This is a genomic window from Pseudomonas sp. RG1 (genome assembly GCF_025910115.1).
Taxonomy (GTDB): Bacteria; Pseudomonadota; Gammaproteobacteria; order Pseudomonadales; family Pseudomonadaceae; genus Aquipseudomonas; species Aquipseudomonas atacamensis.
Window position 1 is genome coordinate 71,982 of sequence record NZ_JAPCIK010000042.1, and the last position, 16,759, is coordinate 88,740.

Below are 16,759 nucleotides of genomic sequence, written 5' to 3' on the forward strand. Positions count from 1 at the left end.
TTTGAAGATTGCGGTTTGAGTCGGCGAGTCGAGAAAGCAAAAAGCCCCGATCTGATCGGGGCTTTTTTATGGGTGCAAAGCGGTAATTAGGTTAACGATGCATTGGTAGGATTTGGCAGGATCAGTCGCTTTTCCTCGTAGGAAATTTCCTAGACAGCAGTGATGGCCACTCAGTATCGTCCGAGGGTTTTCAACCCTCGGCGATTTTATGGACACGGAAAAAAGTAATAGCGATTGGAGTGAGGTCGAGATTCAGGCGGCAGTTGATGCCTATCTGAAGATGCTTGTACGCGAGCAGAGCGGCCAGAAATTCGTCAAGACTGAGGAGAATCGCATCCTGCGCGAAGGCCCGTTAGCCGGTCGGACTAAAGGCTCTGTCGAGTTCCGGATGCAGAACATTTCTACCGTGTTGGTCGAAATGGATAGAAAGCGTATTGAAGGCTACAAACCTGCCAAGAATGTTGGCGCGAATGTAGCGCGCAGCATCCGTAAGGCACTTGATGCTTCTACCGTTCTGACACTTGAAGATTCCAATCCAACGGCGGACGAAGCATTGCTCGAGCAACGCGCGGCTAAATTTGAGCGAAAGCAATTTGACTACGTCCCCAAAGGAATAAAAACACCTATCCAAACGACGTCCACTAGAAAGGTTTACTTTCGCGATCCTGAATTGAGGGGCTGGGTTCGTCAGCAAGCCGATGGCAAGTGCGAAGGTTGTGGCAAAGCAGCGCCATTTGAAAAGGATGGGAAACCGTTTTTAGAAGTGCATCACGTCAAGCACCTGTCGCAAAAGGGTTCGGACCTTGACACGAATGTTGTGGCGTTATGTCCCAACTGTCACCAACGTTGCCACCATTCGGACGACAGAGCTGAATTCACTGCTTGGCTTTATGACAATGTTGGAAGACTGGAAAAGGAATAATTGCAGTTTGTCTGGCTAACCTCATTTGCTGGATTTGGGGCAGCTTCGCTGCCCATCGGGGATAAATCCCCTCACCACAATTCAATGTGTTGCTGCTGGGTGGATGTCTGGATTCAAGATTAGGTTGATCCCACCAGTCGCCAGCAGGCTACCTCCCACAAATCCCGCATCATCCTGAAAACAATCAGTGCAACCTACCCCGCCGCCCGCTATTAATACCCCTCCCTCACTCAAGGATCCGAGCCCCCACCATGAAATTCGATCTCGCCTACTGCCTCAGCCTCGACGACAAGTTGTCGATCTATGACGTTCGCGATCTCAATTTCGATGAGACGGTGGCGTTTGACTCGGCGAAGGAACACTTCCAGTGCCCCAACGATGCTTGTCGTTCAGCGTTTGAGGCTCCCAATGAGTTGGGTACGTTCAACGCCAAGAACGTGAATTACGTGCGCACGCCGCATTTCAAGAATCTGCCGACTACGCAGCATGTGGCGGGTTGTCCGTATGTGAGTTTGAGGGCGTCGGCGTCTGGCGTTGAGACGGCGGATGGCGAGGTGGATGACGGGCGGGAGGAGCATTTTCCGTCGGAGTTATTGCTGACCCGGCGTGAGTATGTACGCAAGCCTGTCACGCCAGCGGGGGCGGCGGATGTGTTGCGCGATGATCCGGTTCGGATGGTGGCAGACAGTGGTAAGGAGTCAGCGAGTCGTGAGTCGGCGCCGGACAAGACCAGTGTGTTTGCGCATCCGGTGGAGTGTTTTGTTTCCAACTTCGCCGACAAGGAGTTGCTCAAGCGCATGCCGTTGAAGATTGGCGAGCATACGGCGCCGTACAGTTCGTTCTTCAAGAAGATCGAGTATCTGACGGACAACAAGGGGCTGATTTACTGGGGGCGGATCAAGAAGATCGAGGACTTCCACAGCGCCAGTTTTCGTATCGATTTCGAGGACAAGGTCTGGTTCAAGAAGCCCGAAGACAGCAAGAAGAAGCCGTATCCGGTCAGCGTTTATCTGAACAAGAAGCTGATCGACAACTACCGCAAGCGCAAGGCGTTTCTGGAAGAGATCAAGCACGCGGTGGATAGCGACAAGGCGTTGTTCTGTTTCTTCTATGGGGTGACGCCGGAGTTGAAGCAGGTGCCCGGCAAGAAGAACCCCGAAAAACCTTTCGAGGTCTTCAATGCCAATATCGAGAACCTGGATCACTTCATTATCCGTGAAGCGCCGGGGTTGGAGTGATGGCTAGCCTTGGGGCAGTTGCAGTTTTACGGCGCCAGGGTGTTGTTTGACTAGGGAGTACGGCAGGATCGACCAGTCAGGTCTATCGCAAGAGCGTTGCACGCGAGCGAAGTACGCGCCGAGGTACAAGCCCTTCTCGGTGAAGTACCAAGGTGAAGTCCCCCAGATGCTTTCGTCCTGGAAGTTGCAGTCGTCATCTCCCGTCGGTGTCTTCATTTCATTGGGGTACAGGGTCGTGAATTGTTTGATCACCCAAGGCACCAACTCTTTACTTACGTACTGATAGCGCGCGTTACTTTCGTCCTTGCTCAGAGGTTCGTCGCCCAAGCTGTCGCGTTCGGCATGTAAAAGTGGTTTGCCCTCACCGACCCACAGCACATCTTCGAGGGACAGCGGGTGGCCGGTTTTAACGTCAATGTTGAGCGGTGAATCGCCGAAGTCTGGATGCGCGCCGCCGCAGTAATAGCTGGTCGAGATGTTCAGGCTGACCACGGCTGGCGAGATCATTTTCGGTTGCACCTGTTGTATAAATTCGACGTTTTCGCCGCCCTGCAGCTGGCAGCCGTGGTAACTGATGACTTCATTCCAGAGGCGTCCAAGCAACTGCTGGTTAACCCGTTGCTGATCATCTTTCGACAATCCGGACTCCACGCTGAACAGGGAAATCTTTGTCTCAGGCTCTGTCCACCATTGCAGGTCGTAGCCCATGAAGTTTTCTTTCTTCGCCGGTTTCAGTTTGAGTCCCTGCAGGCGCAAATACTCGTAAGGCTCGCTGTAAGGCAACGCGGCAATGAACGGCAAAGTTGATGAGGTGGGGGCGGTAAGTCTGGCCTCGATGAGTTTCACTGGCAGCTTCTTGCCCTGCGGACTTTTCCATTCGCCCTGCCAGCCGCTGCCGGTTTCTTCAAGTTCCAACGTTGACAGCGGCTTGTCGTCACCATAGCGATTATTGCCCTCGGTCAAGGTCAGCGTGCTGTTCTGCAACGCGCCACTGAGCGGCAAATCACGATGGTATTTTTCGTAGAAGTACCGACCGGTTACTTCGTCCTGCTGCGTGATATTGAGCTCTACGACGATCGGCATTTTGCCCAACGTGCCGGTGAACACGCGTCGGCCATCATAGGCGTGGACACTTGGAATCAGCGAGAACAGCACAGCAGCGCATGGCGCCAGGCGCATCAGTCCCTTGAGCATTGATCGTTCCTTGAAAGAGTCAGAGGTCGCGCCGGCATTTGAGGGCCGGCGCGGATAAATTCGCGGCGATTATGGCGGGGTTGTGGTCGGGAATCGAGGGGCTGCGCATGAAAGTAAACGCGACATCAAGGCAGTTGCAGTGCAACCCCGCCCGGATGTTGTTTGACGATTGTGTACGGCAGAACGCTCCAGTCGACGAATCCGCAGACCGCCGCGACGTGGGGAAATGATGGCTCGAGCTTGATGCCCAGTTCCGTGAAGTGCCAACCGGGAAATTGCCAGGGATAACTCTCGTCGTAGTTGCAGTCGTTTTCACCTTCGGGGGTAACGGTCATTTCACTGGAGTAGAGTTTCAGCAACTGCGCGACCAGCCAGGGTGCCAGTTCCTCACTGCGGTAGTTAGACCAGGAATCAGACGAGCCGGACGCCTCCCCGCCGAAGTCGCCCTCTCGTTGAAAATGCAATGGCTTGCCCTGCCCCACCCACAAAACATCATCTAGGGTCAGGAGTCTGCCTGTTTTAGTGTCGAAGTTGAGCGCATCCTGGCTTTGATCCGGATAGGCACCGCCGCAGAAATAATCTGATGAAATCAGAACGCTCATCACTGTTGACGACATCCACAGTGGTTGGCTCGACTGCGCGTAACTGCCTGAACATCCATAAGACGACAATACCTCGCTCCACAAACGCGCCATCAATTGTTGGTTGATGCGTCGACGCTCTTCAAGGGAATAACCCGAGACCACTTCAAACAGAGAAGTGCCTGTCTTCGGCTCGCTCCACCACTGCAGCGTGTAGCCCATGAAGGTGTCGATGTTGCCTTTTTTGAGTGTGACGCCCTGCAGCCGCAGGTATTCATAAGGGTACTTGTCGTGAAGTGTGGTGAAAAAGGGCAAGGCATCATCCGCTACATCGGGGATGACGGCTGGCTGTAACTTGATCTTCAGGCTTTTCCCAGCGGTGCTCGTCCACTCGCCATACCAACCATCAGTTGTCGGCCGCAGACGCAAGGTCGGGCGTGAGTCGTCTATCCGCGAGCCTTCTTCCAGCACAAGCGTTTCCCCGTCCAGAGCACCGTCGAGTGGTAGATCCTTGCGGTACTTCTTGTAAAAGTAACGTCCCTCTCCGGTACGAGGATTTATTTCGAGGACGATAGACGATTTACCCAACGTGCCGGTGAACAACTGCGCGCCGGTCTCGGCCCAAGTTGCCGTCGAGACAAAAGAACCCGTTAGAAGAAAAACAGCAAAAAGACGTAACAGTCCTCGGTACATCACTTCATCCTTGAATAAGCGAGCAACTGCCCGCGAAAGTAGCTGCGGATTATGGCGAGCTTGCGCGCTGGAATCGAGCGCCGTCGCGCTCAGCTCAAGCACATGCTGATCATCACCACCATAAGTAAACCGATGTACACGCGCGCATGCAGCCGATCCGGTATCCGCCCAATCCACCGCGCAGCCAATCTGATCCCCAGCAACGAACCAACCGTCAGCAGCGCAAACGCCAGCACATCGACATACCCGATATACCAGGCACCCAAATCAGACTCAGTGAAACCGGCCAGCGCCATGTACGTCAACGTCCCCGCCAACGCTACCGGGACGCTGAGCGGATTGGCCATGGACGTCGCTTGCGACATGCTCAGCCCGCAACGGCGCAGCAGCGGCACGGTCATGACGCTTCCTCCTACACCTAGGAAGGTCGCGATGGCGCCGATGCCTACACCGCCGGCGGATGTTTCCGTCGTGGTCAGTCGCCGTGGGAATGTGGTTTGGGACTGTGTGAGAAATCCTCGGCGCAGCAGGCAATCGACGATGGTCACGCCCAGGTAGGCGATGAAGGCGTAGCGGATCACTTGGCCGCTGACCCACATCGCAGCGATGGCGCCGACGATCGCGCCCCCGCCGATAAACCCGGCCAATGGCCAGAGGTAGTCCCGGAGCAGATTGCCCGCGCGCTGGTGTTTGCGTGTAGCGATCAGGGCGTTGACGATCATCACGCAGGTCGAGGTGGCCACGGCGATGTGCATGGCCGACTGGGCGATGGGGTCGTCGGCTGCGTGGCTGGCGGTGAGCATGCGATAGAGCAGCGGCACGATGACGAAGCCGCCGCCGAAACCGAAGAGCACGGCGCTGATGCCGGTGAGGCAACCGAACAATGTAAGCAGGAGATAGAACATAGTGGGCGTCCAGGATCGAGGGAGCCCAGGACATTAGAGCGCGATGCACTGGCCGGTTTCAGTAGTTGGGCCAATAATGTTCGCGTTTACGCCAATCGCTGGAACACGCCTGATGCACAATATTTCGATCAATCAGCTTGATGCCACGCCTCGCCCGGTCGTGGCCATCGGTACCGATTATTCCCACGGCCACCTACTCCCGTTTCATACGCATCGCCGTGGCCAATTGCTCTACGGCGCAACAGGCGTGATGCAAGTCAGCACCCGGAACGGCAATTGGGTGGTGCCGCCGCAGCGCGCGGTGTGGATTCCGCCGGGCGTGGCCCATGAGGTGTTGATGCTCGGGGTGAGCACGCGCAGCCTTTACATCGAACCGGGCAACGTGGAATTGGGGCCAGACTGCCAAGTGCTCAATGTGTCGCCGCTGCTGCGGCATTTGCTGATGGAAGCGGTGGACGTGCCACTGATGTACGACCAGGCCGGACGCGACGGCGTGCTGATCAACTTGCTGTTGCATGAACTGGCACGCAGCGCGCCCCTTGCCCTACACATTCCCATGCCCGCCGAAGGAAAGCTCCTCAGTCTGTGTCAGACCTTTCTGAACATGCCCAACACCCATCAATCCCCGCAGGATTGGACCGATCAGTTACACATAAGCTTGCGTACCTTTAACAGATTGTTTCGGCAGCAGACCGGGCTCAGCTTTCGTCAGTGGCGCCAACAGGCGTGCGTCGTGCAGGCGTTGGCACGGTTGGCGGCGGGGGAAGCGGTGACGCGGATTGCCCTGGACTTCGGCTACGAGAGCCCGGCGGCGTTTTCGACGATGTTTCGGCGTGTGCTGGGACAGGCACCGTCCGTCTGGTTGGAGCCGACGAAATAGGCAAATTCGAAAATTGCGTTTGATCCCGGCCGAAAACAACTGTACAAAAACACAGTACATTTTCAATCAGCACTTTTGAGCCCGGAGCACACCATGGCCTCTCTTGCGATGAACCACGTCCTCGAACGCATTGCCCTTTTCCAGTTCACCCCGACCCACTGCGTCCAGGCCCGCGCCATGCTGGGCTGGAGCGTTGAACAACTGTCGCGCGAGGCCGAGGTGGCGGTGGCGGATATCCAGCGTTTCGAAGCGCAGCAGGACGTGGCGGACGCCGCGAGACTGGCACTGGCTTATCGGTTTGAAGCGCAGGGGTTGGTGTTCTTCCCGGGGTTTGCACCGGGGCGCAGTGTCAGGGCGCAGGGTATGGCGGGGGAATCGGTGGGGCGTGGGGATTTTGCGATGGCCGAATAAGGAGCGCTAAGGATGGATATCGAAAGAAGCACGGGCAACGTCTACGCAGATTTGGGACTGCAGGGTGCAGATGAAATGCTGATCAAATCGGGATATGCGACAAAAATGGCCGCGTTGATCAAGACTGCCAACCTGAACGAATCTGAAGCGGCGCTAATTACTGGCATCACCTTGGAAACACTAAGTCAGATACTTCGTGGGAAATTCAGGGATTTGTCAGTCGCTACGATGGAGGATTACCACCGGCGAATGAAGGAAATAGGAATCTGATTCATCCGGTTCGCACCGAGGCGAACCGGATGAAATCGTCAGGCGTTCTGCACTAGTGCTTCCCCTTCCTCTTCAACCGCCATCCACCACGCACTCCCCCGTTGTGGATGCGCAATGTTGAACGCCTCCCCCATCCGCGGTGTAGTAATCGCAATACTGCGTTCCCATGCAAGCGCAAGGATGCGGTCGAACGGTTCGTGCCAGGCGTGCATGGCCAGGTCGAAGGTGCCGTTGTGGATCGGGAAGAGCCAGCGGCCCTTGAGGTCGATGTGGGCTTGCAGGGTTTCTTCCGGTTGCATGTGCACGTGGGGCCATTCGACGTTGTAGGCGCCGGTTTCCATCAGGGTCAGGTCGAACGGGCCGTATTGTTCGCCGATGCGTTTGAAGCCGTCGAAGTAACCGCTGTCGCCGCTGAAAAAGATTCGTGTGTCGGCGTCGATCATCACCCATGACGCCCACAGCGTGCTGTTGCCGTCGAACAGGCCACGGCCGGAGAAGTGCTGCGATGGGGTGGCGATGAAGCGGATACCGGCGATTTCGGTGCCCTGCCACCAGTCGTACTGGCGCACCTTGCTGGCGTCGATGCCCCATTTGATCAGGGTGTCGCCCACGCCGAGTGGAGTCAGGAAGTAAGTGGTTTTGGCGGCGAGTTTGAGTACCGCTTCGTAGTCGAGATGGTCGTAATGATTGTGCGAGAGGATCACCGCTTCGATCGGCGGCAGTTCGTCGATGCTGATCGGTGGTTGGTGGAAGCGTTTCGGGCCAGCCCATTGCACTGGCGAGGCGCGCTCGGCGAAGACCGGATCGGTGATCCAGAATTTGTCGCGCATCTTCAGTAGCAGCGTCGAGTGCCCCAAGCGGTAAACGCTGTGATTGGGCGCCGCGAGCAGATCTTCACGGGTCAGCGGGTGCACAGGAATGGCGGCGCTCGGACGGGTGTCGCGCGGTTTGTGGAAAATCATGTTCCACATGATCCGCAGCATTTTGCGTACCCCTTCGCGCTGCACCGGCGCATGATTGCGAAACAGCCCTTGATCCTGGCGCGAGGCTTCAGGCGTGGGTGTGTTGTCCGGGAGAGAGACTGGATTGGCCATGACTGAACGACTCCGAAAAACCGTGTGCTGCACGGTATTCCACGGGAAATGAAAATGGCCAAGCTGCACGCAAAGGCCAAACGCTCTGGTTTGTAAGGTGCGAGGATTAACGCAACATTACACTGAGCGGTGTAGTTTCTAGGTTGCATCAAAGCCGACGCCAAGTAAACTGCCGAGTGTAATTTCCCCCCTTCTCTACTGAAGTCCGCTCATGACCGCGCCACAACGCCTCACCGATCGCAAACGCGAAGCCATCATCCAAGCGGCGATCGCCGAATTCCGTGCCCACGGGTTCGAAATCACCAGCATGGACAAGATCGCCGCCACGGCGGGGGTGTCGAAGCGGACGGTGTACAACCACTTCCCGAGCAAGGAAGAGCTGTTCGCCGAGATCCTTAATCAGTTGTGGGCGCGGATCATTGCCGAGCCATCGGTGAGCTACGACCGCGAGCGACCGCTGCATGAGCAGCTGCGCCTGATGCTGCAACAAAAAGTGCAGATGATGGCTGACGAGAATTTTCTCACCCTCGCCCGGGTGGCGATTGCCGCAACCATTCATTCCCCCGAACGTGCGCAGAACATGATCGAGCGCATGGGCGAGCGCGAGGAAGGCCTGACTGTCTGGATACGCGCGGCGCAAGCCGACGGACGGCTCAAACCGGTGGATCCAGAATTTGCCGCGCATCAAGTACAAGGTTTGCTCAAGGCATTCGCGTTCTGGCCGCAGATCTCGCTGGGTCGCGCGGCCCTTGATCCAGACGCGCAGAATGCAGTTGCCGAGTCGGCGCTGGAGATGTTCCTGGCACTGTATCAGCGGTGAATCACTGGCGCGGCGAGCCGCGTACAACTAATTTCGCAAAAAGTTATACAAACTCGTGAAAAATTCCTTCCTTGTACAACTTTATTAAGTTTTGTATAAGTAGCCATCTGCCAGTAACGGAACGCTGGCATTGAGCAGTCACCACCGAATGCCGTCCGTGCATTTCGGTCTGCCGGCGCAGGAATAGGGACTGAATCCTTTTGATTTTCCCCACTTCCCGAGTATCGCAAGCATGTTCTTCAATCGCCAGAAAGCCGCCCTCGCTGAACTGCAACACACCGTTTTTGACCAGGCTGCAATGCTCGAAGCGATCAACCGTTCGATGGCGGTGATCGAGTTCGATCTTGATGGCGTGGTGTTGCGTGCCAATGACAATTTCCTCAAGACCATGGGTTACACGGCTGCCCAGGCGATCGGCCAGCCGCACCGGCATTTCTGCACACCAGAGTTCGGGCGCAGTGCCCAATACACCGAGCTGTGGTCACGCCTGAAAAACGGTCAGTTCCAGTCCGGCACCTTTGAACGGGTCGACAGCAAAGGCCAGCCGATCTGGCTCGAGGCCAGTTACAACCCGATCAAGGATGCGTCGGGACGGGTGATCAAAGTGGTCAAGTACGCGATGGATGTCACCGCCAAGGTGCAGCAGGAGAACGAGGCCAACGCCAAACTGCAGGCGATTGATCGCGCGATGGCGGTGATCGAGTTCGATCTCGACGGCAATATTCTTACCGCCAACCAGAATTTTCTCACGCGCATGGGTTACAGCCTCGCAGAGCTCAAGGGCCAGCATCACCGCTTGTTCTGCACCCCGGCGCTGGTCAACAGCGGCGCCTATCAGGATTTCTGGCGGCGCCTGAATCAGGGCGAGTTCTTCCACGGGCAGTTCGAGCGCGTGGATAAACGCGGTCAGATCGTCTGGCTGGAGGCCAACTACAACCCGGTCTACGACGCTTCGGGGCGTTTGTACAAAGTCGTGAAGTTCGCGTCTGACGTTACCGCCCGTGTCGAGCAACACGAACAGGACGCGCGCAGTGCCAGCACCGCTTACCACATCTCGGTAGCAACTCGAAAAGTCGCCGAGCAAGGTACGCAGGTGATTCAACAGGCTGCCAGCGAAATGCGCGAAATCGCCGAGGACATCAGCCAGTCCTCAACGCTGATCGCGCAACTGGGCGACCGCTCCGAGCAGATCACCGCCATCGTCAACACCATCCGCGCGATCGCCGATCAGACCAACCTACTCGCCCTCAACGCCGCCATCGAAGCCGCGCGCGCCGGTGAACAGGGCCGCGGCTTTGCCGTGGTGGCCGATGAAGTACGGCAGCTGGCGGCGCGCACCAGCGGCTCCACCGCCGAGATCTCCACCATGATCAGTCTGATCCAGAGCGAAACACGGCAGGCGATCAAGAGCATGCAAGGCACCCGCGACCGCGCCGCAGAAGGCGTGGAACTGGCCAATCAGGCCGGTACGGTGATTCTGCAGATTCGCGATGGCGCCAGTGAGGCGGTGGATGCGGTGAGCATGTTTGCCAATGAGCGGGTGCCGAATTGAGGCTTGTGCAGGATCGATAGAACGAGTCGACCTTCGTGGGCAGTCCGCGAAGGTCGGCCGCCACAACGCAGAGCTATAGTGACGACACGCCCCAAGCCCCGCCGAGTGCCCCATGAATAACGAAAAACCCGGAATGTCCAACGCCCCCATCGATCACCTGCGCTTCCACCGCCCCCACGCCCACCTGAATACGACCTTCGGCAACGATGCCTTCGCCCTGCGCGCCGAAGCCTTTGCGCGGTTCTTCGGCACGCCGCTGTTCCTTGGAGCGCAAACCTTGATCGTGGCGGTATGGATCGGCCTCAACGTATGGGGTGTGACTCAATTCGACGTCTACCCGTTCATCCTGCTGAACCTGGCCTTCAGCCTACAGGCGGCCTACGCCGCGCCATTGATCCTGCTTGCACAAACCCGTCAGGCCGCGCGCGACAAAGCGCACGCCGACGCCGATGCGCAGCACCGCGAAGCTCTGGCATTGGCCAATACCGAACGTCAGGCTGAGGCGGCGAAGAATTCCGCACAATTGCTGGCGTTGCTGGAACAAAACACCCGCCTTACCGAAATGACGAAAACCCTCACCGAGCGCATCGAAGGATTGACCAGCGAGTTGCACGCTCACGTGTGCCAGAACTAAGGTCGCCTTCGCGAGCAGGCTCGCTCCCACATTGGATCTGTGGCGTTCAGAAAATCCCTGTGGGAGCGAGCCTGCTCGCGAAGAGGCCCGCAACCACACTGCAATACCTCAACCGCGCACCAGTCTCCGCGCCGCAACAATCTCCGGCACTTCAACCTTGCTCATGTAAACCCGTAACGGTTCGGTGATGTTGATGCGGTCGTCGATGTGTTGATCGAGCAGCAACTGAATCAATTCGCGCTTGAGGGTCATGGTGGTGTCCGACGCCGTCGCCCAGACGAATTCACTGGCCGGGATGATGCCGTCGTCGGCCACGTCCATGCCGAACGAATCTTCGCTGAAGCGCACGATGTACTGGCCGGTCTTGCGGTTGAGGCCGACGAAGCCTTTGAGATCGTCGGCGGCCTGGCAGATGAGTTGGGAGGTGATGCGCATGGTAAACCTCACGAAAGATGATCGATGGTTTACACGCAGGGCAATGTAGCGGCGCGCCCTCTGCCGGGGCGTCAGCCGAGGGCAAGCGTACTGCAAACAGCGCCACAAAAGTGCAGGAAATTTCCGTTTTGCTCGGTTTATGTCGGTCTGGCGATAGCCCTGCGGCGCTTCAGTTGTTAAAAGGTACGTCTCGAAAAAAACCTGCGAAAGGAACTCGACCATGCCTGCCACTTTTACCCGAAGCGCTCTGGTGCTGAGTCTGTTGTTCGGCCTCGGTCAGGCGCATGCCGCCAGCCACCCGGAGCCCAAGGCAATCGCTGCCGCCCATGGCATTCCGCATCCGGCGGTGATCGCCCACCGTGGCGCGTCGTTCGATGCCCCGGAATCCACCGCTGCGGCCTACAAACTGGCCCGTGACCTCGGCGCCGATTACCTGGAAATGGATTTGCAGCGCAGCAAGGACGGCGTGCTCTTCGCCCTGCACGACGACAACCTGCAACGCACCACCGACGTCGCCAGTAAATTCCCCGAGCGCAAGGACAGCCCGGCCACCGCGTTCACCATGGCCGAACTGAAAACCCTTGATGCCGGCAGCTGGTTCAACAGCAAATATCCTGACCGCGCACGCCCCTCCTACGCCGGGCTGAAGATTCTTACCCTCGATGAAATCATCGACATCGCCCGCGCCAACCCGCAGCACAAGCCGGGCCTGTACATCGAAACCAAAGAGCCGCAGCTGTTTCCCGGCATCGAACATGACCTCAAGGAAAAACTCCAGGATCGCGGCTGGCTGAGTCCGGCCGGTTCGAAGCTGGCGAAAAGCGCGCTGGGCGTCGGTCAGGGCAAAGGCAAGGTGATCCTGCAGACCTTCGATAAAAACAGCCTGCAATTGCTGGAAAAGGAAATGCCGCAAGTGCCGAAGATTCTGCTGTTGTGGGTCGGCGAAGGCAGCATCGAGCCGAAATCCGCCGTGACGTTTGCCGCGTCCGGCGAGAAAGACAAAAACGTTTTCTATGGCAAGCAGGAACCGAAGTCGGAAGCGGAATTCAAGCAATGGGTCGACTACGCCAAGGCCCAGGGCGCGATCGGCACCGGCCCTTCGGCGAAGCTGACTCAGGGTGGTGATCAGAGTTACTCCGACCTGGTGCAACCGTGGATGAATAAGTACACCCACGACCAAGGCATGCTGGTGCATGTTTATACGGTCGACGAGGCGGTGGACTACGAGAAAGTCATGGCAGCGGGTGTCGACGGCATCTTTACCAACCGCGCCAGTGAACTGTTGAAGTTTTACAAGCGTCCGGCTGTTGGCAGTGTTGATGAGGTTCTGAAGAAGAACGGTTTCTAAGTTGTTATCGAGTCGCCTGCTTCGCGAGCAGGCTCGCTCCGACAAAGAGCAGTTTTATCGCGAAGCAGAGATTTAAGGGTGAGTTAAGTTGCGCTGGTTAATCTGAACCCACTTACACAGATCAACCACTTCAACGCACTGCCAAGGAATGAACCGATGAAAACTTTGACTGCCCTGTTTACCGCCGCTGCCCTGACCCTCACCGCTGGCCTGGCTCAGGCTGATGTTCGCATCGACCAGATCCCGCAACTGGTCAAGGACGGCAAGATCAAGTCGCTGGAATCGATGAACGCCGAAGCACTGAAACTGCACCCGGGCGCAACGATTACCGATACCGACCTGGATAACCACTTCAATGGTTACGAGTATGAAGTTGAACTTAAAACTGCTGACGGCAAAGAGTTCGACGTGGACTTTGATGCCACCACCGGTAAAGTGCTGAGCAACAAGCAAGACACTTGATAGACCGCTGTTAAAGAGCCGCACGATTTAACGATCGTGCGGCTTTTTTGTGGCTGCGGATTTGGGCGCAAACTTTGTGTGGTCTGTGAAATCGATCCCCCTCACCCCAGCCCTCTCCCCCAGGAGAGGGAGCCGATTTGCGGGCCGCTCAAACCCGAGTTCGACTCGGTATTGCAAGTTCGGTGCAATTCACACATTCCCTGCGGCCAGTCCCCTCTCCCTCCGGGAGAGGGTTAGGGTGAGGGGCTGACAAACCACCACCCAAAATCAAGCACTCAACCGCGCCGTCACCTCATTCAGCTGCCCCGATAATCCATGCAGGTTCTGACTGGCACTTTCGGTGCGCTGCACATTGTCGAGGTTGGTGCTGGCAATCGCAGTGATTTCAGTCAGGTTGCGCGAGATATCCTCGGCCACTGAAGTCTGCTCTTCTGCCGCCGTGGCGATCTGCCGGTTCATGTCGCGAATCGCCTCAACCGCCAAGGTGATGCGCTCCAGCATCGCGCCGGCCTGGGTCACTTGCTCGACACTTTCATCACTGCGCGCCTGGCCGCTCTCGATAGCCTGCGCGGCATCGACAGCGCCGGTCTGCACGTTCTGAATGATCTGGTTGATCTCGATGATCGACTCCGCCGTGCGCTGGGCGAGGTTGCGCACTTCATCGGCGACGACGGCAAAACCACGCCCGGCCTCACCCGCCCGCGCCGCTTCGATGGCCGCGTTGAGCGCCAGCAGGTTGGTCTGTTCGGCGATGCCACGAATCACTTCCAGCACCTTGCCGATACGACCGCTGTCGGTTTCCAGGCGACGGATCACCGTGGCGGTGTTGGCGATTTCGCCGCGCATCTGCGTGATCGAGTGAATGGTGGTCTGCATGACCTTTTCACCCTGCTGCGCCGACTGATCGGCATCGTCGGCAGCACGCGCGGCATCGGCGGCATGACGGGCGACTTCCTGGGCCGTGGCGGACATTTCATTCATCGCCGTGGCCACTTGATCAGTGCGGTTGAATTGCTCGCTGGTGCCGCCGGCCATCGTCGTGGCAATGGCATTCAACTCGCCGCTGGCGCTGTCCAGATCACCGGCGCTGCGTTGCAAGCGAGTGAAGGTGTCCGCCAGAAAATCGCGCAGAGTGTTCGCTGCGGCGGCGAGGTTGCCCAGTTCATCGCGACGCTCGCTGACAACACGTTCAGCCAACTGCCCACGGCTCAAGCGGGTGACGTAATCGATGAGGTTGCGGATCGGCTCGATCAGGTTGCGGCTGACCAGCCACAGGCTCAGCAGACCGATCAACAAGCCTGACGCGAGCATCACCAACAGCCCCAGCCACACGGTACGGTCAGCGCTCGCACTGATCAACGCCGATTGCGCGGTGCCCTGCTCGCGCAGCTCGGCGACCAGTGCGCTCATCTGCTCGCTGGTGGCGCGATCAACGCCTTTGACCGCCGCGTCGCCGGCGCTCGGATCACCACCGGCAGCGACGTAGGCATCGCGGCCCTTCTGGTAGGCCGTGCCCAACTGGCGATGCGCCTCGCGCAAACGTTCGATGCGGGATTTGAGAGTTGCCTCGATGCCTTTCTGGCCGGCCAGTTCGCCGAGAATATTCTGCACGTCGCGCTGACGCTCTTCGAACTGGCTCCAGTATTTCGCCAGATCCGCCGGTTGCTTGCCGCGCAGCAAAACGTTTTTCCATTCCTGCACCTGCACTTTGAATTGCAGGTTGGCTTCATCGATCAGTTGCGACGTGTGCAACGGGCCGGCGATCAACTGGCTATAGCTTTGCACACCGTTGGAGAGGAAATGAAAGCAGGCCAGCGCGATCAACAATATCGCCAGCAGACTGCCGCTCAGCAGGGCGAGAATTTGCGTTCTCAGGGATTTTTGCAGCATTGCAAGGTACTCGAAGCAGGGATGAGGCACGCCCGAGCGGACGTGAAAAATGGCCGGACTTCCCTGTCGACGTACCATGGCCAAGGGCCGATGGCGCGCAACCTAACTCACCTGAGATCGGCGCGCCAGAGCGCTTCTTGAGAATCTTCCGACAGTCGGTAACGCGTTGATTTGCAGTCACTTTGCTGTCACAAAACGGTCATGTTGGCTTGCGATGATGCCGCTCAGGTGAACCTGAAAATCCCCCACCAGACACCCTCCTCGCAGTGAGCCGCCATGAACCACAGCCTCGATATCAGCCATCGTGCCCCGGACCTGTTTGGCTTGCTCTACGGCTTTCGTTTTCTACCCGGTGAGCGCGGGCGCGAGATCGATTCGGCGACGGCTTTGCGCTGCTTGCAGGACGAAGGCGACAGCGAAGAGTTTCTCTGGCTGCACCTGAACCTGGCCCACGCCGCGTGCGAGCGCTGGATGAAAAGTCATCTGCAATTGCCCGAGGAGTTTTTCGAAGCGCTGCACGAAGGTTCGCGATCGACGCGCATCGAGCATGTCGATTCGGCGCTGCTGGCGGTGGTCAACGATGTGGTGTTCAACCTCAGCAGCATGGTTTCCTCCGACGTGTCGACGCTGTGGGTCTGCGTGCGCAGCAAACTGATCGTCAGCGCGCGCCTGCAACCGCTGCATTCGGTGGACAAGTTGCGCTCGTCGGTGAAGGCCGGCGAGTGCTTTCGCTCGCCCTCGGAACTGCTCGTGCATTTGCTGCGCGATCAGGGCGAAGTGCTGACGCAGATCGTGCGCAAGACAAGCTTGAGTGTCGATCAGGTCGAAGACGAACTGCTCTCCTCGCGCCTGTCGACCAACCGCGCCGAACTTGGTGCCAACCGTCGCGTGCTGGTGCGTCTGCAACGGCTGTTGGCGCTGGAGCCGGGTTCGTTGCTGCGCCTGCTCAATCGTCCGCCGCCGTGGTTGCAGAAGGAGGACGTCAAGGAACTGCGCAAATCCACCGAGGAGTTTGCGCTGATCATCAACGACCTCACCGCCCTCGGCGAGCGGATCAAACTGTTGCAGGAAGAAATCGCCGCCAACCTCAACGAACAGAGCAACCGTACGCTGTTCACCCTGACGGTTGTGACGGTGCTGGCCTTGCCGATCAACATCATTGCCGGTTTTTTCGGCATGAATGTGGGGGGTGTGCCGCTGTCCCAGGACCCGCACGGATTTTGGGTGCTGGTCGCGCTGGTGGCGACGTTCACCGTGATTGCCGGGCGCTGGGCGTTTCGCAAGCGTGGCGATTACTGAGCGCAAACGCAATGCCACCGTAGGGCAAATGTGGGAGCGAGCCTGCTCGCGAAGTCGGTGTGTCAGATAAATCAATGTTGAATGACATGGCGCTTTCGCGAGCAGGCTCGCTCCCACAGGGGCAATGTGCT

Annotated in this window: 17 protein-coding genes; 11 read left to right on the forward strand and 6 right to left on the reverse strand. The window is 57.8% G+C overall.

What is annotated here, in order from left to right; all coding sequences use genetic code 11:
- The first annotated feature begins 208 nt into the window (after positions 1–208).
- Together OK411_RS21325 and OK411_RS21330 are read left to right on the forward strand one after the other, a co-directional pair.
- The gene (locus OK411_RS21325) at positions 209–922 is read left to right on the forward strand and encodes an HNH endonuclease signature motif containing protein (protein WP_016773578.1); all 714 of its coding nucleotides are present in this window, start codon (positions 209–211) and stop codon (positions 920–922) included.
- Between the two features lie 251 nt (positions 923–1,173).
- Complete coding sequence (locus tag OK411_RS21330; protein WP_016773577.1) at positions 1,174–2,160, forward strand: hypothetical protein; 987 nt, start codon at positions 1,174–1,176, stop codon at positions 2,158–2,160.
- Between the two features lie 3 nt (positions 2,161–2,163).
- Here the strand turns inward: OK411_RS21330 and OK411_RS21335 are convergent, their stop codons facing one another.
- The 3 genes from OK411_RS21335 to OK411_RS21345 form a co-directional block, all read right to left on the reverse strand.
- Complete coding sequence (locus tag OK411_RS21335; protein WP_264365649.1) at positions 2,164–3,354, reverse strand: hypothetical protein; 1,191 nt, start codon at positions 3,352–3,354, stop codon at positions 2,164–2,166.
- A gap of 125 nt (positions 3,355–3,479) precedes the next feature.
- Positions 3,480–4,730, reverse strand: a complete 1,251-nt coding sequence (locus OK411_RS21340) for a hypothetical protein (RefSeq protein WP_223630880.1) — start codon at positions 4,728–4,730, stop codon at positions 3,480–3,482.
- Positions 4,718–5,533, reverse strand: a complete 816-nt coding sequence (locus OK411_RS21345; protein WP_264365650.1) for a sulfite exporter TauE/SafE family protein — start codon at positions 5,531–5,533, stop codon at positions 4,718–4,720. The genes OK411_RS21340 and OK411_RS21345 overlap by 13 nt, the downstream gene beginning before the upstream one ends.
- A 112-nt stretch (positions 5,534–5,645) precedes the next feature.
- On the opposite strand from OK411_RS21345, the gene OK411_RS21350 reads away from it, so the two are divergent.
- The 3 genes from OK411_RS21350 (at position 5,646) to OK411_RS21360 (ending at position 7,094) form a co-directional block, all read left to right on the forward strand.
- Positions 5,646–6,413, forward strand: coding sequence for an AraC family transcriptional regulator (locus tag OK411_RS21350; protein WP_264365651.1), 768 nt, complete (start codon positions 5,646–5,648; stop codon positions 6,411–6,413).
- Between the two features lie 93 nt (positions 6,414–6,506).
- Entirely contained in the window at positions 6,507–6,824 is a 318-nt protein-coding gene (locus OK411_RS21355; protein WP_039758012.1) for a hypothetical protein, read from the forward strand.
- 12 nt (positions 6,825–6,836) lie between these two features.
- Positions 6,837–7,094 carry a helix-turn-helix domain-containing protein gene (locus tag OK411_RS21360; protein WP_264365652.1) on the forward strand — a complete coding sequence of 86 codons (258 nt, stop codon included), beginning with the start codon at positions 6,837–6,839 and terminating at the stop codon, positions 7,092–7,094.
- Between the two features lie 38 nt (positions 7,095–7,132).
- Here OK411_RS21360 and OK411_RS21365 read toward each other — a convergent pair whose 3' ends face one another.
- Complete coding sequence (locus OK411_RS21365) at positions 7,133–8,188, reverse strand: MBL fold metallo-hydrolase (RefSeq protein WP_264365653.1); 1,056 nt, start codon at positions 8,186–8,188, stop codon at positions 7,133–7,135.
- Positions 8,189–8,399: 211 nt separating this feature from the next.
- Between OK411_RS21365 and OK411_RS21370 the strand changes: the two genes are divergently transcribed.
- The 3 genes from OK411_RS21370 (at position 8,400) to OK411_RS21380 (ending at position 11,194) form a co-directional block, all read left to right on the forward strand.
- Positions 8,400–9,008 carry a TetR/AcrR family transcriptional regulator gene (locus OK411_RS21370; RefSeq protein ID WP_264365654.1) on the forward strand — a complete coding sequence of 203 codons (609 nt, stop codon included), beginning with the start codon at positions 8,400–8,402 and terminating at the stop codon, positions 9,006–9,008.
- Between the two features lie 232 nt (positions 9,009–9,240).
- Positions 9,241–10,560, forward strand: coding sequence for a methyl-accepting chemotaxis protein (locus OK411_RS21375; RefSeq protein ID WP_122704239.1), 1,320 nt, complete (start codon positions 9,241–9,243; stop codon positions 10,558–10,560).
- Positions 10,561–10,693: 133 nt separating this feature from the next.
- A complete protein-coding gene (locus OK411_RS21380; protein WP_264365655.1) occupies positions 10,694–11,194 on the forward strand; it encodes a DUF1003 domain-containing protein in 501 nt (166 codons plus the stop codon).
- 108 nt (positions 11,195–11,302) lie between these two features.
- Here the strand turns inward: OK411_RS21380 and OK411_RS21385 are convergent, their stop codons facing one another.
- A complete protein-coding gene (locus OK411_RS21385; protein ID WP_264365656.1) occupies positions 11,303–11,629 on the reverse strand; it encodes a DUF2025 family protein in 327 nt (108 codons plus the stop codon).
- Positions 11,630–11,849: 220 nt separating this feature from the next.
- On the opposite strand from OK411_RS21385, the gene OK411_RS21390 reads away from it, so the two are divergent.
- A complete protein-coding gene (locus tag OK411_RS21390) occupies positions 11,850–12,977 on the forward strand; it encodes a glycerophosphodiester phosphodiesterase (protein ID WP_122704241.1) in 1,128 nt (375 codons plus the stop codon).
- 156 nt (positions 12,978–13,133) lie between these two features.
- Entirely contained in the window at positions 13,134–13,439 is a 306-nt protein-coding gene (locus OK411_RS21395; protein WP_030142484.1) for a PepSY domain-containing protein, read from the forward strand.
- Between the two features lie 267 nt (positions 13,440–13,706).
- Here the strand turns inward: OK411_RS21395 and OK411_RS21400 are convergent, their stop codons facing one another.
- Positions 13,707–15,329, reverse strand: a complete 1,623-nt coding sequence (locus tag OK411_RS21400) for a methyl-accepting chemotaxis protein (protein ID WP_122602116.1) — start codon at positions 15,327–15,329, stop codon at positions 13,707–13,709.
- Positions 15,330–15,605: 276 nt separating this feature from the next.
- On the opposite strand from OK411_RS21400, the gene OK411_RS21405 reads away from it, so the two are divergent.
- A complete protein-coding gene (locus tag OK411_RS21405) occupies positions 15,606–16,628 on the forward strand; it encodes a transporter (protein ID WP_217878702.1) in 1,023 nt (340 codons plus the stop codon).
- Positions 16,629–16,759: the final 131 nt, after the last annotated feature.